The sequence below is a fragment of the Mesorhizobium sp. M0563 genome, from assembly GCF_040321065.1.
Lineage (GTDB): Bacteria > Pseudomonadota > Alphaproteobacteria > Rhizobiales > Rhizobiaceae > Mesorhizobium.
The window spans coordinates 503843-524425 of sequence record NZ_JAMYQV010000002.1; the positions used below are offsets into that span (position 1 = coordinate 503843).

Annotated in this window: 14 protein-coding genes and 5 pseudogenes; 16 read left to right on the forward strand and 3 right to left on the reverse strand. The window is 64.2% G+C overall.

Annotated features, from left to right (window positions below; all coding sequences use genetic code 11):
* The first annotated feature begins 287 nt into the window (after positions 1 to 287).
* The 4 genes and pseudogenes from NKI50_RS05170 to NKI50_RS05185 all read left to right on the forward strand — a co-directional run.
* Complete coding sequence (locus NKI50_RS05170; RefSeq protein WP_352715628.1) at positions 288 to 1505, forward strand: cytochrome P450; 1218 nt, start codon at positions 288 to 290, stop codon at positions 1503 to 1505.
* 41 nt (positions 1506 to 1546) lie between these two features.
* The gene (locus NKI50_RS05175; protein ID WP_352705440.1) at positions 1547 to 1738 is read left to right on the forward strand and encodes a ferredoxin; all 192 of its coding nucleotides are present in this window, start codon (positions 1547 to 1549) and stop codon (positions 1736 to 1738) included.
* A gap of 352 nt (positions 1739 to 2090) precedes the next feature.
* A complete protein-coding gene (locus NKI50_RS05180; RefSeq protein WP_352705471.1) occupies positions 2091 to 2711 on the forward strand; it encodes a nitrogen fixation protein NifQ in 621 nt (206 codons plus the stop codon).
* A 145-nt stretch (positions 2712 to 2856) separates the two neighbouring features.
* Positions 2857 to 3622, forward strand: a pseudogene (locus NKI50_RS05185) (ABC transporter permease); the annotation flags it as partial.
* Between the two features lie 236 nt (positions 3623 to 3858).
* Here the strand turns inward: NKI50_RS05185 and NKI50_RS05190 are convergent.
* The 3 genes from NKI50_RS05190 to NKI50_RS05200 all read right to left on the reverse strand — a co-directional run bounded on the left by NKI50_RS05190 (position 3859) and on the right by NKI50_RS05200 (position 7147).
* A complete protein-coding gene (locus NKI50_RS05190; protein ID WP_352705442.1) occupies positions 3859 to 5109 on the reverse strand; it encodes an MFS transporter in 1251 nt (416 codons plus the stop codon).
* A 23-nt stretch (positions 5110 to 5132) separates the two neighbouring features.
* Positions 5133 to 6542 carry an RNA polymerase factor sigma-54 gene (gene rpoN / locus NKI50_RS05195; RefSeq protein WP_352483749.1) on the reverse strand — a complete coding sequence of 470 codons (1410 nt, stop codon included), beginning with the start codon at positions 6540 to 6542 and terminating at the stop codon, positions 5133 to 5135.
* Between the two features lie 71 nt (positions 6543 to 6613).
* Positions 6614 to 7147 (reverse strand): peroxiredoxin, encoded by a 534-nt coding sequence (locus NKI50_RS05200; protein ID WP_352483748.1) that lies wholly within the window; start codon positions 7145 to 7147, stop codon positions 6614 to 6616.
* Between the two features lie 1328 nt (positions 7148 to 8475).
* Here NKI50_RS05200 and nifH point away from each other — a divergent pair.
* The 12 genes and pseudogenes from nifH to NKI50_RS05260 form a co-directional block, all read left to right on the forward strand.
* Positions 8476 to 8666, forward strand: a pseudogene (gene nifH / locus NKI50_RS05205) (nitrogenase reductase); the annotation flags it as partial.
* Between the two features lie 131 nt (positions 8667 to 8797).
* On the forward strand, positions 8798 to 10000 hold the full coding sequence (locus tag NKI50_RS05210; protein ID WP_352715631.1) for a cytochrome P450: 1203 nt from the start codon (positions 8798 to 8800) through the stop codon (positions 9998 to 10000).
* Between the two features lie 93 nt (positions 10001 to 10093).
* Positions 10094 to 11383 carry a cytochrome P450 gene (locus NKI50_RS05215; RefSeq protein WP_352705446.1) on the forward strand — a complete coding sequence of 430 codons (1290 nt, stop codon included), beginning with the start codon at positions 10094 to 10096 and terminating at the stop codon, positions 11381 to 11383.
* A 1-nt stretch (position 11384) separates the two neighbouring features.
* Positions 11385 to 11692: pseudogene (locus tag NKI50_RS30520) on the forward strand (ferredoxin).
* Positions 11679 to 12524, forward strand: a complete 846-nt coding sequence (locus NKI50_RS05225) for an SDR family oxidoreductase (protein ID WP_352483826.1) — start codon at positions 11679 to 11681, stop codon at positions 12522 to 12524. The pseudogene NKI50_RS30520 and the gene NKI50_RS05225 overlap by 14 nt, the downstream one beginning before the upstream one ends.
* Positions 12524 to 13867, forward strand: coding sequence for a cytochrome P450 (locus tag NKI50_RS05230; protein WP_352705473.1), 1344 nt, complete (start codon positions 12524 to 12526; stop codon positions 13865 to 13867). The genes NKI50_RS05225 and NKI50_RS05230 overlap by 1 nt, the downstream gene beginning before the upstream one ends.
* 154 nt (positions 13868 to 14021) lie before the next feature.
* Positions 14022 to 15014, forward strand: coding sequence for a polyprenyl synthetase family protein (locus tag NKI50_RS05235; RefSeq protein WP_023723005.1), 993 nt, complete (start codon positions 14022 to 14024; stop codon positions 15012 to 15014).
* A gap of 146 nt (positions 15015 to 15160) precedes the next feature.
* Positions 15161 to 16711: a hypothetical protein gene (locus tag NKI50_RS05240; RefSeq protein ID WP_352715634.1), complete on the forward strand. Its 1551-nt coding sequence runs from the start codon at positions 15161 to 15163 to the stop codon at positions 16709 to 16711.
* Positions 16708 to 17592, forward strand: a pseudogene (locus NKI50_RS05245) (terpene synthase family protein); the annotation flags it as partial. The gene NKI50_RS05240 and the pseudogene NKI50_RS05245, both read left to right, overlap by 4 nt.
* Before the next feature lie 72 nt (positions 17593 to 17664).
* Positions 17665 to 18714 carry a type 2 isopentenyl-diphosphate Delta-isomerase gene (gene fni, locus NKI50_RS05250; protein WP_352715651.1) on the forward strand — a complete coding sequence of 350 codons (1050 nt, stop codon included), beginning with the start codon at positions 17665 to 17667 and terminating at the stop codon, positions 18712 to 18714.
* Positions 18715 to 19000: 286 nt separating this feature from the next.
* Positions 19001 to 19330: a helix-turn-helix domain-containing protein gene (locus NKI50_RS05255; protein WP_502895940.1), complete on the forward strand. Its 330-nt coding sequence runs from the start codon at positions 19001 to 19003 to the stop codon at positions 19328 to 19330.
* Positions 19305 to 20557, forward strand: a pseudogene (locus tag NKI50_RS05260) (type II toxin-antitoxin system HipA family toxin). Before NKI50_RS05255 ends, NKI50_RS05260 begins: the two are co-directional and overlap by 26 nt.
* Positions 20558 to 20583 lie beyond the last annotated feature (26 nt).

The following is a 20583-nucleotide window of genomic DNA, read 5'->3' on the forward strand; positions in this document are numbered from 1 at the left end:
CAGGGCATCAGCAGGGCATCAGCAGTGCGTCACGGAGCTGAGCGATTGACCAGCCTCTCAACCCTAACGGGGATAAGCAGCGGCTTTGCTTCATGACCGCAGCGCGGCGGAGATGCCCCTTCTGATTGAATTCGCAACCGATCTCATCCGCGCTGGTGCAGGTGGACTGTATCGGGCGACAGAATCTAGAAGGCGCCCGACAAGAGATGTACCCATGCTGGAAATCGACTTTATGAACAGCGGTGCAATCTCAATCGAGCCATGAACGCCAATGTAGAGAAAGCAAAATGGCGACCAACCCCGTTCCAGATCATGTCCCGCCCGAAATGGTGAGGGACTTCAGCCTGTTTACGTCACCAGGGATGTCACCGACGCCCAACGGGGATCCGCAAGCAGCCGTCGCTTGCGTACATGCCGGGCCGCCGATCTTCTATTCGCCCTGCAACACGCGCGATGGGCGGGGTACCTGGGTCATCACTCGCGCCAGTGATCAGCGCCGGGTGCTGCAGGACGCCGAAACGTTTTCGAGCCATCGCAGCATCTTCGCGTCCGCGCTTGGCGAAAACTGGCCGATGATCCCGCTTGAACTGGATCCGCCTGCCCATGGCGTTTTTCGCTCACTACTCAATCCGCTGCTTTCGCCAAAGCGGGTGATGGCTTTGGAACCGGCTGTCCGCGAACGGGCGGTCGAGCTGATCGAAAGGATCGCCGCGTCGGGCACAAGCTGCGACGTCATAAAGGATTTTGCATTTCCTTTCGCGGTGAGCATCTTCCTTCGCTTTCTGGGGCTGCCGGATGACCGACTCGACACATTTGTCGGCTGGGGGAAAGATCTGCTTCACGGTGACGATGTGAAACGCCCGGCGGCGGCCCGGACGATCGTGGCATTCATCGACGAACTTGCAGCCATGCGGCGCGAGGAGGCGGTTGACGATTTCATGACCTTTATCGTGCAGGCACAGGTCGAGGGCCGCCGGCTGACGGACACCCAAGTCCGCGGCATCGGCGTGCTTGTCTTCGTCGCTGGGCTCGACACGGTCGCAGCAGCTATAGGCTTTGACTTGGCCTATCTCGCGCGCAACCTCAAAGATCAGCAATTGCTTCGGAGCGAACCGGACCGGATCGTGCTCGCGGCCGAAGAATTGCTGCGCGTCTATCCGACCGTTCAGTTGATCCGCGTGGCAACGAAAGATATCGACTTCGAAGGCGCGCCGATCCGGAAGGGGGACTATGTTTCCTGCGCCACGATGATTGCCAATCGTGACCCGGCGGAATTCGAATGCCCCAACACGATCGATTTGGAGCGGGAGGACAACCGCCACGCCGCCTTTGGCTATGGTCCCCACCGTTGCCTTGGCTCACACCTTGCCCGGCGGGAGATTGTCGTTGGCCTGGAGGAGTGGCTGGCGCGCATCCCGGCTTTCAGGATCAAGCAGGGTACGGCACCCATAACCTCTGGCGGCCATGTATTCGGGATCGAAAATTTGATCCTGGACTGGTCCTAGGCCCCGCCCCAAGCCGGGGCACAGAGAATGGAGGCAGCGCCATGCGCATCATCGTCCAAAATGCCAAATGCCAGGGTCACGCGCGATGCGCGGCGCAAGCGCCGGACATCTTCAAGCTTGATGACGAGGGTTATATCCTGCCTGGTGACATTGAAGTTGCGGAAGGGGAGGAGCTGCCTGCATCGCGAGGCGCGCGATGCTGTCCTGAACGTGCGCTGGAACTCACCCGCTGACGCTTTGAATCAGACGTCATTCAACCGAGAGTCTGGCGGGCTTGAATGGGGTCGACCATGTGGCCGCACTGGAAAGGACGGCACGCGACCTCTGTGCCAGCACGGTCCACGTCCAACTCCGCGGGGGCACTTCCGGCGCCGAGGTGTTCCCCATGAGGCGCAAACGGCACGGCGGGGGTTCGCGACACACCTCTTCCAATCACAGACAGAGCCGATGGACCAGACGAAAATTACCGCACTACTCGACCGCGAGACGATCCGCGACTGCCTCTACCCGAAGAACTGCCCAACCCATGTTGCGGCCGGCCGGGTCGCTGCATGACTTGATAGGACAAACCAGGAGAACGGCACCATATTTGCCCAACACTATGCCCGGCTCAGCACCGGCCGATGGCCGCAGATCGAGCTGGAGAGGAGGTTCGACCAGCATGTGCTTGCCTGTGTGCTTTCACGTGCGCTCGAGGAGATCGAGGCCGGCGAGGCGACGGCGACGCAGGCAACCGGCCTTTCGCGCGCCGAGCTGCGCGATGTCCTGGCCCGCTGTTTCCCTGCTATTCCTATCACCGCGTTTGCCTTGGAAGAGGTGAGCGAGCCCGAGCCGGACCTGGAGGAAGAACTTCTGCGCGGACTGCTGCTGGCGCATGCCCGGCCGGGCGACCCGGCGAGCGCTCGCTTCGCCAAGATCATCGCCCGGCGTGCCATGCGCAATGACCATCTCTGGCAGGACCTTGGCCTTTTTAATCGAACCGACCTCGGCCGCCTGCTCGCCTCGCATTTTCCGACGCTGGCGGCCGGCAACACCCAAAACATGAAATGGAAGAAATACTTTTACCGCAAGCTCTGCGAGGTCGAAGGTTTTTCGCTGTGCAGCGCGCCCAGTTGCCGGGAATGCAATGACTTCGAAAACTGCTTCGGCCCGGAGGAAGGCGAAAGCCGCCTCACACGGATCAAGAACGGCATCGCCTCGGATTGAGAGCCGCTTTCGTCAGTCGTACAGCCCCAGCGCTCGCGCCGCGCCATATGTCTCTTGTCTAATGTCGACGGACGCCTTCGAGGATTTGAATGCTGTGCCTGCTGTCCGATTGCTCGCGATGCTCGCTTCGGCGGACGCCGTCATCATGGCGGTGCAGGACCCGACCCGCACCATCGCCGCCGAGCAACTGGTGTTCTCCGGGCCGTTGCTGCTCGCCTGCCTGGCCCGGCTCTATTCGGAGCGGGCCGGCGTCTTCGACACCGGGATCGAGGGCAAGATGCTGGCCGGCGCCTTTGCGGCGCCTCGGCGGCCGCGGTTACAGGCTCGGCCTGGGCGCCGCCGTAGCCACCGCCGTGGATTTTTCGCGCTGGTGCACGGTTTCGCCTGGATCACCCATCGCGGCGGCCAGATTGTCTTCGGCGTCGCCATCAATTTCATTGCTGCCGGCTCCACCATCATTCTCGCCAGGCCTGGTTCCAGCAGGGCGCGCGCCGTCGCTCTCTGAAGACTCGCGATTCGATCGTTGTGCCTAGCGCCGAAGCGGTGCGCGGCGTGCCGGTGCTCGGGCCAGTCTATCCCGAGCTGATCTACGGGCCATTCGCTGCTGGTCTATGTCGCGTCCCTGATGGTGCCATCTACCTGGTTGGTGCTGTTTAGCACCCGCTCGGCCTAGGACTTCGCGCGGTCGGCGAAAATCCGGCCGCCGTTGAGACCACTGGCATTTCGGTGACCTGGCTGCGCTATCGTGCGGCATCTTCACCGGCGTTCGGACGGGCATGGCCGGCGCGTAGCTGTCGCTCGCCCAGAATGCCGGCTTCGTGAAGGATATGACCGCCAGCAAGGATTCCATCGCGCTGGCAGCGCTCATCGTCGCCAAATGGAAACCGGTGCCGGCGAGGTTCGCCTGTCTGGCGGCGAAGGTCGCCATGGCCCGGAGGTGAAGCCGGCGAGGCGCTGGCGCTGGTCCATGCGAGATCGGAGGCCGACACGGAACAGGCTGCCGCGGCGGCGATCCAGTCGGCCTATACGCTCAGCGAAAACGAAGCCTGCAACCGCCAAAGTAATCCTGCGGAGGATCGCGCCGCGCCGTGCATGCGATTGCATCTCTCGTCCCGCTGCGCTGCTGAGGCCTCTTCTGTCAGGCGATCTAGGTCTCGCGCTTCGGGCCGAGCAGGAACACTGTCAGGGCGGCGAGGAACGTGGCAACAGCACTGTAGGCAATGGCACTGGTAATCCCGGCATTGTCCACCAATAGTCCGCCGAAAATCGCGCCGGCTGCGATTGCCACTTGGAACGCTACGACCATCAGCACACCGGCGCTTTCGGCCTGCTCGGGAGCGGCGCGCCATACCATCCACGTCTGCAATCCCACCGGCACTGCGCCGAAGGCAAAGCCCCACGCGGCAACCGCAACCGCCGAGGCCGAGGCCGATGCTCCCGCCGTCAGCAGCGAAACAGCGGCTATCGCTATGAGCAGCGGTGCAAGGGCCGCGACTGCCTTGAGACTGTACTCGGCCAGCAGCCCGCCGGCCAAATTGCCGAAGAATCCGCCGATGCCAAAAGCAAGCAACACAAGCGAGATCGTCTTGACATCCAGCGCGGGAACCTTCTCGAGGAAGGCGCGGATATAGGTGAAGCCGGCGAAGTGGCCGGAAGCGACCAGCAGGACGACCAAAAGCGCGACCTTGATCATCGGAATCTTGGCCACATCCAGCAGGCTGCGGAAGCTAGCCACTCCAACCGGAGGCAGCCTCGGAATGGTTATGAGTTGCACCAGCAGTGTAGCGGCGCCGACGACTGCGGCGATCATGAAGGCGCTTCGCCATCCCCAGATATCGCCGACATAAGCGCCGATTGGAGCTGCGCAAACGGAAGCGACGGAAACGCCGGTGAGGATGATCGATATGGCGCGCGGCAGGAGGTGGCTTGGAACGAGCCGCATCGCCAGTGCTGCCGACATGGACCAGAAGCCTCCGAGCGCTATGCCGAGCACGACGCGTGCCGTCAGGAGTGCCGCCAGCGACCACGCGCCGGCCGCCACAACGTCCGACAGGATCAGCAGCAGCGTCATCGCCCACATGACGATCCTGCGGTCCAGGCGCTTTGTGATGATGGCAACCGTCGGCGCCGAGATCGCCCCGACGATAGCGGTCGCCGTCATCGCCTGTCCAGCCGCACCCTCGGTGACACCGAGATCATGCGCGAGGGGCGTGAGGAGGCTGACAGGCAGAAACTCTGCCGTCACCAGCCCGAAGGTGCCCAAGGAAAGCGAAATGACCGCACCCCATGCGGGATCAGACGGTGGGTCGGGCTTTTCTGGGTCGTGCAGAACAGCGTCATGACGCCTGCCGCGGATCGGGTCATGAACGAAGTCTCCACTTTGGATGCACTGCAACATGAGGTTGGCTGCGTTGACCCACATTAAAGACACAAGCGCATTTCGCGGCGGCGTTGCACGGAGGAGGGGATGTTCATTGCTTCGCGATATTTTGTGACGGTGCGGCGCGCAACATCGATGCCGGTTTCCTTCAGCCGGACAGCGATGTCATCGTCGGAAAGCACGTCGCCGAGAGATTCTGCGGCAATCATCGCTTTGATCCGATGGCGGACAGCTTCGGCGGAGTGCGCATCGCCGCCTTGGCAGGACGCGATCGCGACGGTGAAAAAATACTTCAGTTCAAAGACTCCGCGCGGGGTAAGCATGTACTTGTTCGAGGTCACCCGGCTTACCGTCGACTCGTGCACGCCGATCGCGTCAGCGACGGTTCTGAGATTGAGAGGCCGCAGGTGGGCGACGCCATGTTCCAAAAAGGCATCCTGCTGGCGCACGATTTCAGTCGCAACCTTAAGAATCGTGTTGGCGCGCTGATCGAGGCTGCGTATCAGCCAGTTCGCTGTCTCCAAGCATTCGTTGAGAAATGCTTGATCTTTCGAATTTTGGACGGTGTGACGCGAGACTTCGGCATAGTAGGCTCGGTTGATCAGCACCTTGGGCAGTGTGGCCGGATCAAGTTCGATCTTCCATCCGCCTTCCGGCGAGGGCATGACCCAGACGTCTGGTATGATGGATTCCAACGGACCGGACTGGAACCGGTTTCCAGGCTTGGGATCGAGCGCAAGAATCTCATGGTACATGTCGAGAAGGTCGTCTTCATCGACACCGCAATGCTGCTTCAGTGCCTGGAAATCGCGTCGCCCAAGCATTTTAAGATTGGCAACCAAAGCTGCCATTGCCGGGTCGAACCGGTCTCGCTGGCGCAACTGGAGCTCGAGGCATTCTTCGAGAGTTCGCGCAAAAATTCCCGGTGGATCAAAGTGCTGCAAGGTTCCGAGAACCCGTTCAACGTCAGCCTCCTGGACACTCAGGCTCTCGGCAAGATCCAAAAGGTTGGTCTGAAGATAGCCAGTGTCATCCAGATCGGCGGCAAGCTGGTCAGCGATCAGCCGCTCCTTTGGTGTGAACGCGGTGAGGGCGATCTGACCAGCGACATGGTCGTGCAATGTTTCGGCGAGGGTGGCAAACTCGTCGAGGGAAGGGCCATCACCCGACGCGTTGTTGGTCTTCTTGCGGAGTGACCCGGCCCCGGTCGGTCCGTCAACGGCGTTTGCACGCGGGCCGATAGGCTGATCCGCTCCCGAAATCGAAACGTCGCCAAAAGACCCGTCATCGTTTGACGCAGATTCCAAGAGCGGGTTCTTCTCGATTTCCTGCTCCACGAACTGATGCAGTTCAGTATGCGCCAGTTGCAGCAAGCGAATCGACTCAATGAGTTGAGGCGATGTGACCATGGATTGCTTCTGGCGCTGAAGTAGGCTTGCTGAGGATTGCATGGTGAGCGCGACATCCTGTCGAGGAGCTTCTTGGGGTGGGTAATGGCACCAGGGAGGAGACGTTTTCTAGGTCATGCGGCGGCCTTCAGCGTTTCGAGAACGTTTTGCGGCGATGAGACGCCATAGGGGTCGGCCTCGCAGTTGTCGGAGAAACCTTCCTCCTCGAACCACTGCTCCACCACGCCATTGTTTATCAGGGCGGCGTAGCGCCAGGAGCGCATCCCGAAGCCGAGATTGTCCTTGGCGACCAGCATGCCCATCTTGCGTGTGAACTCGCCTGAGCCATCGGGGATGAGCTCGACCTTCTGCAAGCCCAAGGACTTCCCCCACGCATTCATGACGAAGGCATCGTTGACGGAGACGCAGTAAATCGCGGCAATTCCCTCCTTCTCAAACTCATCATAGAGGTCTTCGAAATTGGGCAGTTGGTAGGTCGAGCAGGTCGGAGTGAAGGCGCCAGGCAGCGAGAACAGGATGACGCGCTTGCCGGCAAAGTAGTCGTCAGATGTCTTTTCTTCCCAGCGATATGGATTTGGGCCCTGGACTGACTCATCGCGAACACGCGTGAGAAAGGTGACGAAGGGAACCTTCTTTTGAACGGTCATCAACTTGCTCCTCAAGAAAAAACTGGCGCGCTGGAGTCCGGCAGACGCTGGCGCAATACCGAGCAAAGGCTCGTCTGCCGGGCATGAAAAATGAGGCCCTCGCGGCTCGCAACCTCGGTTTTCCATCCCGATGTAGGGGAACGTCTTGGCTGCTGGTCTTCGTCACCCGAACGCCATCGATCTGAGCGAGTGGAGGCTGTCGAGCCGCTTGGGCAATCTTTCCACGGCTATGGCGCCGGAAGCGGCATCGATCACTCGCGCTCGTGCCCGGGAAAAAGTGATAGCGGGCCCGAAGTAGCCAGTATCGGAAGCGTGTGGCGGCCTCAGATGTGACTTCACGCAAGAGACCCGGGTTACTGAGCTGGTTCGGCGTATCGTCGATATTTGCCAGTGAGCCGCCGACCATGGCTTCGGGGGCTCTTTCATGGGGCTCTTGGGCACTCACATGCTGATCGCAACCGGTAAACGGCAATTGCGCGAGCGCCATGTGTTGGCATGCCGGCATCGGACCAGCCGTGCGCAAAGGGGCTACCGAGCACGGACTTCCGAAGCAGACGATGTACCGATGTTCAGCGGGAACGGGCACTGTGTCTTCAGGCCACCGTCTAGAGCTTCGTGTGTCGGGCATGGCGCAAGTCGCTTTCATCGTGATTTGATGGGCTCTAACCAGGAGCAGCAAGCGGCGTGCCATTTCAACTAGACATGCTTTTGGACCGCCCCCTTTTTCTCGGAGGCGGTGTCTTCGCCAAGATCGGGCGCGCGCTATAACCGCCTAGTCACGACACTCAACAACGGTGCTGTATGGTGCGGATGTTCGGCGCTTCCGCCCCAGCTGGGCAAAGACGAACGCAGCCGAGCCGATGCACTACCTCGCACCGGCGGGAACTGCAGCGATTGCGTAGCGTATGCCGCTAGCGTGTTCTTGCGTGCGCAGGCACGGCTATTGCGAACACACGCCTGTGGCAGCAACCATGAGCGCACGCTCTTCGGCAAGCGCCCTGGTTCCGTGAGGATCGAATTCTCCAAGCGTGTCCTGTTTGCAACCCTCTTATGTTCGAAACTGGACCAGAATGTCGCAAGCCTGACCAAAAGGTCGCCGAGGCGTACTATCCGACACTGTTCTGTCGCCTTTGTTGGTCCGCGACACCGGTCTATTTCGCCGAGCTCTTCTTTGGCCTCAGGCTAATCCACTGAAAAGCAATCACAATTTTTTTTGCTTATGCTGGGTCGGCCAGATTGGCACGAGTTTTGAAGCTCCTTCGGGAGCCGCCGACCGACCTTCATTTCGTGGATGACACCGCGATCGATGAACGGAGAAAGAAAAGCAAATGTCAAATCCGCGTCAGATAGCATTCTATGGGAAGGCGCCTCGGCGAAACCGCCCCCTACCAAACAGGCTCGCCGCCCTTGTCGACCCTTGTGCGGGAAATCCTGATGGCCGGCTGCGACTCAAAGGCCCACCACTCGCCTGATCCTGAACTCGAAGGCGCAGGATAAAGTTCTGCATCTCGCCGCGCGGTATGCCTAGACAGTTACACGCGGGCTACCGCCGCGGAGGACTTCGTCTACATGCTGTCTTACGTCATTGGCTGCCCGCAGCGCCTGCCGGTCACCTCCGCCCTTCCATCGCTTAGAGAGTGAAGTGCCACCATGTCCGAACAACCCTTGCCGGCGCTGCCGATGTGGCGCGTCGATCACATCGAGCCCTCGCCCGAGATGTTAGCGCTACGCGCCAACGGTCCGATCCACCGCGTGCACTTCCCGTCCGGGCAAGAAGGCTGGTGGGTGACAGGGTACGACGAAGCCAAGGCGGTGCTGTCCGACGCGGCGTTCCGGCCCGCGGGAATGCCGCCGGAGGCATTCACGCCGGATTCGGTGATGCTCGGTTCGCCGGGGTGGCTGGTCTCGCACGAGGGGGGCGAGCACGCCCGGTTACGCACGATCGTGGCGCCGGCCTTGAGCAACCGCAGGTTGAAGCTGCTCGCGCAGCAGGTCGAGGCGTTCGCCGCGGAGTTGTTCGAGACGCTGGCGGCCCAGCCCCAGCCCGCCGACCTGCGGCGTCACCTCGCCTTTCCGCTTCCGGCCATGGTCATCTGCGCGCTGATGGGCGTGCTCTACGAGGATCACGCCTTTTTCGCCGGGCTGTCCGACGAGGTGATGACGCACCAGCACGAAAGCGGCCCGCGCAGCGCGTCGCGCCTAGCCTGGGAAGAACTGCGCGCCTACATTCGCGGCAAGATGCGGGACAAGCGCCAGCATCCGGGCGACAACCTGCTGACTGATCTGCTCGCGGCGGTCGACCAGGGCAAGGCGACCGAGGAAGAGGCGATCGGCCTGGCGGCGGGCATGCTGGTGGCGGGGCACGAGAGCACCGTCGCGCAGATCGAATTCGGCCTGCTGGCCATGTTCCGCCATCCGCAACAGCGCGAACGCTTGGTCGGCGATCCATCCCTGGTGGACAAGGCGGTGGAGGAAATCCTGCGCATGTACCCGCCGGGCGCGGGCTGGGACGGCATCATGCGCTATCCGAGGACCGACGTGAGCATCGCGGGCGTGCATATTCCTGCGGAGAGCAAGGTGCTTGTCGGTCTGCCGGCGACGTCGTTCGATCCGCGCCATTTCGACGACCCGGAAATCTTCGACATCGGACGCGAGGAAAACCCGCACCTGGCGTTCTCCTACGGGCCGCACAACTGCATCGGCGCGGCGCTGGCCAGGCTGGAACTCAAGGTAGTGTTCGGTTCGATCTTCCAGCGCTTTCCCGCGCTGCGCCTGGCGGTGGCGCCCGAAGAACTGAAGTTGCGCAAGGAGATCATCACTGGCGGGTTCGAGGAGTTCCCGGTGCTCTGGTGATGCGCGGACGCCGCCGGGAATCGCGATCTTCTCCGCAATTTACCGGCGCGCCTGGCGGGCGCCGGTCAGATCACCAGCCAACAGGTAACCAAGATGGACGTGCAAGAAACCACGGCAGTATGCCGGGACGCCTTCGCCGAACTGGCGTCGCCAGCGTGCATCCACGACCCGTATCCGTTCATGCGGTGGTTGCGCGAGCACGATCCGGTGCATCGCGCGGCGTCGGGCCTCTTTCTGTTGAGCCGCCACGCCGACATCTACTGGGCGCTCAAAGCCACGGGCGATGCGTTTCGGGGACCGGCGCCGGGCGAACTGGCGCGCTATTTCCCGCGTGCGGCGACCAGCCTGTCGCTCAGTTTGCTGGCGTCCACTTTAGCGATGAAGGAACCTCCAACGCATACGCGTCTGCGCCGGCTGATCTCGCGCGATTTCACTATGCGCCAGATCGACAACCTGCGGCCGAGCATCGCGCGCATTGTCGCAGCGCGCCTGGACGGCATGGCGCCCGCGCTGGAGCGCGGGGAGGCGGTGGACCTGCATCGCGAATTCGCGCTGGCCTTGCCCATGCTGGTTTTCGCCGAACTGTTCGGCATGCCCCAGGACGACATGTTCGGGCTCGCCGCCGGCATCGGCGCCATTCTGGAAGGCCTGAGCCCGCACGCCAGCGATCCCCAGCTCGCCGCGGCGGACGGGGCCAGCGCCAGGGTGCAGGCCTACTTCGGCGACCTCATACAGCGCAAGCGCACCGATCCCCGCCACGACATCGTGTCGATGCTGGTCGGCGCACACGACGACGACGCCGACACGCTGTCCGATGCGGAGTTGATCAGCATGCTGTGGGGCATGCTGCTGGGCGGCTTCGCCACCACTGCTGCGGCCATCGACCATGCGGTCCTGGCGATGCTGGCGTATCCCGAACAGCGGCACTGGCTGCAGGGAGACGCCGTGGGGGTGAAGGCATTCGTCGAAGAAGTCCTGCGCTGCGACGCGCCCGCCATGTTCAGCTCCATTCCGCGTATCGCCCAGCGCGACATCAAACTGGGCGGCGTGATGATCCCGAAGAACGCGGACGTGCGCGTGCTGATCGCGGCCGGCAATCGCGACCCGGACGCCTTCGCCGATCCCGACCGCTTCGATCCCGCGCGGTTCTACGGCACCAGTCCTGGCATGTCGACCGACGGGAAGGTCATGCTGAGCTTCGGCCACGGCATCCACTTCTGTCTCGGTGCGCAACTGGCCCGGGTGCAGTTGGCCGAGAGCCTGCCGCGGATCGAGGCGCGCTTCCCCACGCTCGTACTGGCCGAACAGCCGACCCGGGAGCCCTCCGCGTTCCTTAGGACATTCCGCGCGCTGCCGGTGCGGCTGCATGCGCAGGGGGGCTGAGATGCGCGTCGTGGTCGACCAGGATCTGTGCGGAACCACCGGGCAGTGCGTGCTGACGCTGCCGGGCACCTTTCGCCAGCGCGAACCGGACGGCGTGGCGGAAGTGTGCGTGGCGACGGTCCCGCACGCGCTGCACGCTGCCGTGCGGCTCGCGGCCCGCCAGTGCCCGGTCGCCGCCATTCGGGTCATCGAAAGCGACGCTGGCGATGGCGAGCCCGCCAGCGCGGATCCGGCGCCCTCTCCGGCGAGGTCGGGCGGCATGCTGCGAAAGACCAACATGATCAGGGAGCACACGATGGGACGGTTTGAGGGCAAGGTTGCCGTGGTGACCGGCGCTGGCGCGGGCATCGGCAAGGCATGCGCCCTCGCCATCGCGCGGGAGGGGGGCCGAGTGGTGGTGGCCGACATTGATGGCTCGGCTGCCGTCGCCTGCACCGCGCGGATCGCGGCCGAAGCGGGCCACGCGCTGCCCCTAGCCATGGATATCGCCGATGCGCAGGCGGTGGCAGCGCTGTTCGAGACGGCGGAGCGGCACTTTGGTGGGGTCGACCTGCTGGTGAACAACGCGAGCGCCATGCATCTGACCCCGCGCGACCGCGCGATCCTCGACCTGGACCTGGCGGTTTGGGATGAGACGATCGCGACCAATCTGCGTGGCACGCTGCTCTGCTGCCGGCAGGCCATCCCACGGATGATCGCCCGTGGCGGTGGCGCGATCGTCAACATGTCGTCGTGCCAGGGGCTCAGCGGTGATACCGCGCAGACGTCCTACGCCGCCTCGAAGGCGGCGATGAACATGCTGTCGGCCTCGCTCGCCACCCAGTACGGTCACTCGCAGATCCGCTGCAACGCGGTTGCGCCGGGTCTTATCATGACCGAGCGTCTCCTCGCCAAGCTGGACGAGTGCATGCAACGGCATCTACGCCGGCACCAGCTCCTGCCGCGCGTCGGCCGCCCCGAGGACGTCGCCGCGCTGGTGACGTTCCTGCTCTCCGACGATGCTGCGTTCATCACCGGCCAAGTCGTGTGCATCGACGGCGGCATGCTGACGCATGTGCCGACATATGCCGATGGTGGCAACAGCCGCGCCGCGCGGCCAGCCGGCGACACCGCCGAAGCGGACGCTGCGCCAGGGAGGTGATAGACATGCTGCTCAACCCGCTCAACCGTCGGCGCCGGCTGCGATACGACATCCCGGTCATGCCCGGCGCTTTCCCCCTGGTCGGGCATCTTCCCGCCATAGTCTGCGACCTGCCGCGCCTGCTGCAGCGCGCGGAACGGACGCTGGGCAGTCACTTCTGGCTGGACTTCGGTCGTGCCGGACACCTGATGACCTGCCTGGATCCGGATGTGATCGCATTGCTCCGGCACAAGCACGTGTCCTCGGCGCTGATCGCAGAGATCGCGCCCGAAATCCTTGGCGGAACGTTGGTCACTTTGAACGGTAGCGCGCACCGGCAGGCGCGCGATGGGATCAAGGCGGCGTTCCTGCCCAGGGGGCTGACCGAGGCCGGCATTGGCGAGCTGTTCGAGCCCGTCATCCGGGCGCGGGTGCAGGCGTGGCGCCATCGCGGTGAAGTAACTATCCTGCCCGAAACCGGCGACCTGATGCTCAAGCTCACCTTTAGTCTCATGGGCATCCCCGCCCAAGACCTGCCGGAATGGCATCGCAAGTACCGGCAACTGCTGCAGTTGATCGTCGCGCCCCCGGTCGACCTGCCCGGAACGCCCTTGCGGCGCGGCCGCGCCGCCCGCGACTGGATCGACGCGCAGTCACGCCAGTTCATCCGCGACGCGCGCGCGCATGCCGCGCGCACCGGGTTGATCAACGACATGGTGAGCGCCTTCGATCGCAGCGACGATGCGCTCTCCGATGACGTCCTGGTCGCCAATATCCGCTTGCTGCTGCTTGCCGGTCACGAGACCACCGCCTCGACTATGGCCTGGATGGTGATCGAGCTGGCGCGGCAGCCCGAGCTGTGGGACGCCCTGGTCGAGGAGGCGCAACGCGTGGGCGCGGTGCCGACCCGGCACGCGGACCTGGCGCAGTATCCGGTTGCCGAGGCGCTGTTCCGCGAGACGCTGCGCATGCATCCGGCGTCCTCGCTCGTACCGCGTCGCGCGACGCAGGAATTACAACTCGGCCAGCGGCGCATTCCCGCGGGCACAAGTCTATGCATCCCGCTGCTGCATTTCTCGACCTCGGCGCTGCTGCACGAGGCGCCTGATCAGTTCCGCCTGGCGCGGTGGCTGCAACGCACGGGGCCGATCGGGCCGGTGGACATGCTGCAGTTCGGCAGCGGCCCACACGTCTGCATCGGCTACCACCTGGTATGGCTGGAACTGGTGCAGTTCAGCATCGCCTTGGCGCTGACCATGCACAAGGCCGGGGTGCGGCCGCGGTTGCTGAGCGACGCCGAAAAAGGCCGGCGCTATTACCCGACAGCACAACCCTCCATGAAAATCCGCATCGGATTCTCGTGAGCTGGCATCGCATACCCCGTGTGGCGAGGCAGCGGCGCCGGCGACGCGCGGCATTGCTGCACTCGGCGCGCGCGCTCGGTGCGACGCCGGCAACACTGCATCGGCTCGCCGCTCGCCGTGGCCGTCTGCTGTCAGGTACAAGGACATGAACGACATGCAGACCGGTTCCACGCTACACGACCACGGAACTGGCGTTTCCGCGCTCGGCGGATTGGGCGCGCAGGCGCGCGGCGCATCCGGCAGGCTGCTGCCGGAGATCTGGATGCAGGACGGCGCAAAACGGGTCGAACAGGCGCTGGCGCGTCTTCTCTGCGCCGAAGACGACGGTGAGACCGAGCTGATGGCGGCGATGCGCTACGCCACCTTGAATGGCGGGAAGCGCACCCGCGCCTTGCTCTGTATGGCTGCCGGCGCACTGGCCGACACGCCGGCGCACACGCTCGACGACGTCGGCGCCGCCATCGAGATGATGCACGCCTGTACCCTGGTCCACGACGACCTGCCCGCAATGGACGACGACGTGCTTCGCCGCGGCCTTCCGACCGTGCACGTCAAGTTCGGCGAAGCCACTGCGATCCTGGTCGGCGATGCGCTGCAGGCGCACGCCTTCCTGACCCTGGCGAGCCTGGATGCGCCGGGCGACAACCGTATCGCGCTCGTGCGCGAACTGGCGCAGGCGGTGTCCGCCGAGGGTGCCGCAGGCGGGCAGGCCATGGATCTGTCGCTGGTCGGAAAGCACGCCGAGCTGGACAGGATCGTGGCGATGCACCGGATGAAGAGCGGAGCACTAGTGCGCGCGTCCGTTCGCATGGGCGCGCTATGCGCCATCGCGGAGGATGCCGCGCACGCTGGGCTGTACGGTGCGCTCGATCGCTACACCGCCTGTTTCGGGCTGGCGTTGCAGGTGATCGACGACATTCTCGACGCGACAGCGGATACCGCGACGCTTGGCAAGACCCCCGGTAAGGACGCGGCGGCGCAGAAGCCGACTTGCGCGTCGATCATGGGGCTGCAGGCAGCGCGCCAGTTCGCGCTAGATTTGTTGCGCGACGCCGGGGAGGCCATCGTCCCGCTGGGGCCGCGTGCGGAACGGTTGGCGCAGATGCTGCAGCGGGCCAACGTGTATCTGTCCGCGCCATACGCATGAGCGCGCCCGTCCGCATGGACTCGCCCTATGCTGCTGCGACCGGTCGGCGGGCGATGCATGCTGCTCTTTGTCCGAGTCCGCGGCGCCGATCGCAGCGGTTGCCCGATCCTGGTCCTCGCCAACCGTCTGCAGAAGGAACATCCCGCGTGAACGCGCTGTCCGAACAGATCCTTTCCGAATTGCGCCACCTGCTGAGCGAGATGAGCGACGGCGGCAGCGTCGGTCCGTCCGTCTACGACACGGCGCGAGCTCTGCAGTTCCACGGCAACGTCACCGGTCGGCAGGACGCATACGCGTGGCTCATCGCGCAGCAACAGGCCGATGGCGGATGGGGAAGCCCGGACTTCCCGCTGTTCCGCCATGCGCCCACGTGGGCGGCGTTGCTGGCATTGCAGCGTGCCGATCCTGTTCCCGGCGCTGCCGACGCAGTCCAGGCTGCAACCCGGTTCCTCGAGCGCCAGCCCGATCCCTACCTGCATGCGGTGCCGGAAGACGCGCCGATCGGCGCGGAGCTGATCCTGCCGCAGTTATGCGGCGAGGCCGCATCCTTGCTGGGCGGCGTGGCGTTTCCGCGCCACCCGGCGCTGTTGCCGTTGCGGCAAGCGTGCCTGGTCAAGCTGGGGGCGGTGGGGAGGTTGCCGAGCGGCCATCCGTTGCTGCACTCCTGGGAAGCCTGGGGGACGTCGCCGACCACCGCATGCCCGGATGACGACGGCAGCATCGGCATCAGTCCGGCGGCCACCGCCGCGTGGCGTGCGCGCGCCGTGACACAGGGGAGCACGCCGCAGGTCGGGTGCGCCGACGCGTATCTGCAGGCGGCATCGCGGGCGACGCGCAGCGGCATCGAAGGTGTCGTTCCCAACGTCTGGCCGATCAATGTGTTCGAGCCATGCTGGTCGCTGTACACCCTGCATCTGGCCGGGCTGTTCGCGCATCCCGCGCTCGCCGAGGCGGTGCAAGGGATCGTCGCAGAGCTCGACGCCCAGCTGGGCGTGCGGGGTCTGGGCCCGGCCTTGCACTTCGCGGCCGATGCGGACGACACCGCCGTTGCGTTGTGCGTCCTGCGCCTTGCAGGCCGCGACCCGGCGGTCGATGCGTTGCGCCATTTCGAAATCGGCGAGCTGTTCGTCACCTTCCCCGGCGAGCGCAATGCCTCGGTGTCGACCAACATCCATGCCCTGCATGCGTTGCGACTGTTGGGAAAGCCCGCCGCCGGCACCAGCGCCTACGTCGAGGCCAATCGCAACCCGCACGGTCTATGGGACAACGAAAAATGGCACGTTTCGTGGCTTTATCCCACCGCGCATGCGGTCGCTGCGCTGGCGCAAGGCAAGCCCCAGTGGCACGACGAGCGCGCGCTGGCGGCGCTGCTGCAGGCGCAGCGCGACGACGGCGGCTGGGGCGCCGGTCGCGCGTCCACATTCGAGGAAACCGCCTATGCGCTGTTCGCGTTGCACGTGTTGGACGGGAGCGAAGAGCCGACAGGGCGCCGGCGCATCGCGCAGGCGGTGGCGCGTGCGCTGGAGTGGATGCTCGCCCGCCACGCCGCGCATGCATTGCCGCAGACGCCGCTGTGGATCGGCAAGGAACTGTATTGCCCCACCCGGGTGGTGCGCGTGGCCGAACTCGCCGGGTTGTGGCTGGCGCTTTGTTGGGGGCGGCGCGTCCTAGTCGAGGGAGCAGGAGCGGCGGCATGATCCAGACCGAACGCGCGCTGCAGCAGGTGCTGGAGTGGGGACGTTCCCTGACCGGGTTCGCCGACGAGCATGCCGTGGAAGCGGTCAGGGGCGGCCAGTACATCCTGCAGTGCATCCACCCGGGCCTGCGCGACACCAGCGCCCGCACCGGCCGCGATCCGCAGGACGAAACGCTGATCGTGGCGTTCTATCGCGAACTGGCGCTGCTGTTCTGGCTCGACGATTGCAACGACCTTGGCCTGATCGCGCCGGAGCAGCTCGCGGCGGTGGAGCAGGCGCTGGGGCAGGGCGTGCCGTGCGCGCTTCCCGGATTCGATGGCTGCGCTGTGCTGCGCGCTTCGCTGGCCGCGCTCGCCTACGATCGTCGCGACTATGCTCAGCTTCTCGACGATACCCGGTGCTACTGCGCGGCGCTGCGCGCCGGACACGCGCAGGCGGCAGGGGCGGAACGCTGGTCCTACGCCGAGTACCTGCACAACGGCATCGATTCGATCGCCTACACGAACGTGTTCTGTTGCCTGTCGTTGCTGTGGGGGCTGGACATGGCGACCTTGCGCGCGCGTCCGGCATTTCGCCAGGTCCTGCGGCTCATCTCCGCGATAGGGCGCCTGCAGAACGATCTGCATGGACGCGACAAAGACAGGTCGGCTAGCGAGGCCGACAACGCGGCGATCCTGCTGCTGCAGCGCTATCCGGCTATGCCTGTGGTGGAGTTCCTCAACGACGAGCTGGCCGGCCATACGCGCATGCTGCACCGGGTGATGGCGGAAGAACGCTTTCCCGCGCCCTGGGGACCGTTGATCGAGGCCATGGCGACCATCCGCGCGCAGTACTACCAGACCTCGACCAGCCGCTACCGCAGCGACGCTGCGGGGGGAGGCGGCGGCGTGCGCGCGCTGCCGTCGGTCCGATCCGACGCAACGCCGTCGCCCGATGCGACGGATGGAGCGAGCATGAGCGACACCGCCCTGAGCCGGCGCAAGGACGACCATCTGGACATCGTGCTGGATCGGCGAACGGCGCCGGCCACGGTCGCCGCCGGCTGGGAGTACATCCGTTTCGAACACTGCGCATTGCCCGATTTGGACCTGACGCAGATCGACCTGCGCGCCTCGCTGCTGGGCAAGACCATGCGCGCGCCGCTGCTGATCAGCTCCATGACCGGCGGCATGCCACGCGCCGAGGTCATCAACCGGCATCTGAGCGAGGCAGCGCAAGCCTTGGGGATCGCCATGTGCGTCGGTTCGCAGCGCGTGAGCCTGCAATCCCGCAACTCCCAGGGGCTGACGCGCGCGCTGCGCCGCCTAGCCCCAGACATTCCCTTGCTGGCCAATATCGGCGCCGCGCAACTGCGCGAGGCCGACGGCCTGGACCTGGCGCGCCGGGCGGTGGATGCGCTGGAGGCCGATGGTCTCATCGTCCACCTCAATCCGCTGCAGGAAGCGGTACAGCCGGAGGGCGACCGCGACTGGCGCGGCGTCCTGGCGCAGATCGCTCGCGCCGCGCGCAGGGTGGGCGTGCCGATCGTGGCCAAGGAAGTGGGGTCGGGCCTGTCCGCCTCGGTGGCCTGTGCGCTCGTCGAGGCGGGCGTGGCGGTGATCGATGCCGCCGGCGCCGGCGGCACCAGTTGGGCCGCGGTGGAGGGCGAGCGCGCCCGCGATGCAGCGGACCGTGCAGTGGCGATGGCGTTCGCCGATTGGGGGATTCCGACCCCGGCCAGCGTGCAGGCGGTACGTCGGGCGCTGCCAACGGTGAAGCTGATCGCGTCGGGCGGGATCCGCGACGGCGTTGACGTGGCCAAGGCTATCCGCCTGGGCGCGGACATCGTCGGGCAGGCGGCCGGCGTGCTGCGCGCGGCTACGGTATCCACCGAGGCGGTTGTCGCGCATTTCGAGATCGTCATCCGCCAGTTGGCCGTCGCCTGCTTCTGCACCGGCTCGGCTGATCTGGCGGCGTTGAGTCAGGCGCGCTTGGTGCCTTCGGCGCATCTGCCCGCCGGTTGATGCCGGGGTCGCGTCTCTTTCGCATTCATAGGGCCACCGTCGGGCGCATCGGCGCTGAGGTTAAACTAGCCATTCGCTGAAGTGGCGGTGGCCATGGCAGCTGTTCTCGGAGGAACGCCGTTCGATGTGCTGCGCTAAAGCCTGGGAGATCCTCGAATGAAGGACTGATCTCTTTGGATATCATTATCTTCATATATGATACGCGAACAGATCATTAAATTAACTTGCTCGCCGGATGAGATACCTTTGCATATCAATGGGGGCATTGGAATGAATCGTATAGGTAATGGTGGAATCTGAATCGGAAATTCTGCGCGAAATCGGTGGGCTTTTCAGGCAGGTGAGGCAGGGCGCTGCCATGACGCAGCAGCAGGTCGCTGGTTTGGCGGGTATATCCCGTCCCCGCTATCGCGACATCGAAAAGGGGGCCGCGGCGGCGCGTGCGACGACGCTCATGAATGTCGCTCGCGCGCTCGGTCTGGAAATGATGCTGGTTCCGCAAGTCATGGTGCCGGCTGTCCAGGCTCTGTTGCGTCCGCATGATGATGACGACCTGCCCGCCTTTGTTCCTCAATCTGACGATGACGATCATGGCTCCAGTCTTTCACGCACCTAAGACGATCCCGTCGCTGGACGTGCTCTTGAACGCACTGAAGATCGGCACAATCGTTAGGACGCCGGGCGATTTCAATGCATTCAACTTCGATGAGGCCTACCGCGCGACGGGCGGCTTTCCGGTTTTCAGCCTGTCGTTCCGGGCAGCGACCGGAGGATTGCGGAAAGGACCGAAGCCTCTGGCGGGCGCCTTGCCGGCCTTTTTCGCGAACCTCCTACCGGAGGAGAAGCTACGCGAGGCGATGGAAAAGCACCACGAAGGCAATGTCCGGCCAGGCAATGATTTCGATCTCTTAGCGGCGCTGGGCGCCGATCTGCCGGGAGCCGTACGGGCGTTGCCAAGTGACGGCGCGATAGCGGTTTCGCAGGATGCTTCAAAGGATGAGCCCAAGGCACGGTTCTCACTTGCCGGCGTGCAGATGAAGCTGTCGGTCAGAATGGAAACTGGAAAAGGCGGGGGCCTTACCTTGCCGATGGACGACGAGCAAGGCCGGTACATCGCCAAGTTTTCTTCAACGGTGTTTCCGGGCGTTTCGGAGAACGAATTCGCCAACCTGGCACTGGCCGCAGCAATCGGCATGGAGGTTCCCGAATGCGAACTGGTCGAGAAGTCCGATTTTGAGGGCTTTCCCGAAGAATTCAACACGCTGTCGTAGGGCAAGGTCCTTCTCGTCAAACGCTTCGATCGCGGCGCCGATGGCGAGAGGATACACATCGAGGATTTCGCTCAGGTCTTCGGTGTCTATCCCTCGCGCAAATATGAGGGAGCCGCTTACCATGACATAGCCTCGGCTCTTGGCGTGGCCGTCTTGACTACGGCGGCTCTCGAATTCGTCCGCCGCTTGGCGCTGACTGTCATCACCGGCAATGGCGACATGCACCTGAAGAACTGGTCGTTGATCTATCGCGGAAACGGCTTTAAGCCGGCCCTTTCACCAATCTACGACCTACTGTCGACCGTGCCATATCTTCCCGCGGACGCCATGGCGCTTTCGCTTGGAGGAGAGCGCTCGTTCAAGGCGCTAGCAGCACCGCGATGGAAAGCATTTGCGAACCGTGCAATCCGGAGCCGCCAGTCCTGAAGGCAGTGGTCGAGACCGTCGAACTCGTCAACGAGCACTGGTGGCATCTGCCTGAGCGCGACGTTGTCGCGGGGAAAGTGCTCGGGTGGATCGACGAGCATGTGAAGGCGATGACGCCGATACTGAACTCCTGCGCCGAGAAGTGAGCCGAGCCTCTTGGCTTAACGTTGGC

Coding starts and splice junctions, on each gene's coding strand:
- NKI50_RS05170 (WP_352715628.1), top strand. CDS start 288: ATGGCGACCAACCCCGTTCCAGATCATGTCCCGCCCGAAATGGTGAGG.
- NKI50_RS05215 (WP_352705446.1), top strand. CDS start 10,094: ATGGACGTGCAAGAAACCACGGCAGTATGCCGGGACGCCTTCGCCGAA.
- fni (WP_352715651.1), top strand. CDS start 17,665: ATGAGCGACACCGCCCTGAGCCGGCGCAAGGACGACCATCTGGACATC.
- NKI50_RS05225 (WP_352483826.1), top strand. CDS start 11,679: ATGGGACGGTTTGAGGGCAAGGTTGCCGTGGTGACCGGCGCTGGCGCG.
- NKI50_RS05255 (WP_502895940.1), top strand. CDS start 19,001: ATGGTGGAATCTGAATCGGAAATTCTGCGCGAAATCGGTGGGCTTTTC.
- NKI50_RS05210 (WP_352715631.1), top strand. CDS start 8,798: ATGTCCGAACAACCCTTGCCGGCGCTGCCGATGTGGCGCGTCGATCAC.
- NKI50_RS05175 (WP_352705440.1), top strand. CDS start 1,547: ATGCGCATCATCGTCCAAAATGCCAAATGCCAGGGTCACGCGCGATGC.
- rpoN (WP_352483749.1), bottom strand. CDS start 6,542: ATGCAATCCTCAGCAAGCCTACTTCAGCGCCAGAAGCAATCCATGGTC.
- NKI50_RS05235 (WP_023723005.1), top strand. CDS start 14,022: ATGCAGACCGGTTCCACGCTACACGACCACGGAACTGGCGTTTCCGCG.
- NKI50_RS05190 (WP_352705442.1), bottom strand. CDS start 5,109: ATGTTGCAGTGCATCCAAAGTGGAGACTTCGTTCATGACCCGATCCGC.
- NKI50_RS05200 (WP_352483748.1), bottom strand. CDS start 7,147: ATGACCGTTCAAAAGAAGGTTCCCTTCGTCACCTTTCTCACGCGTGTT.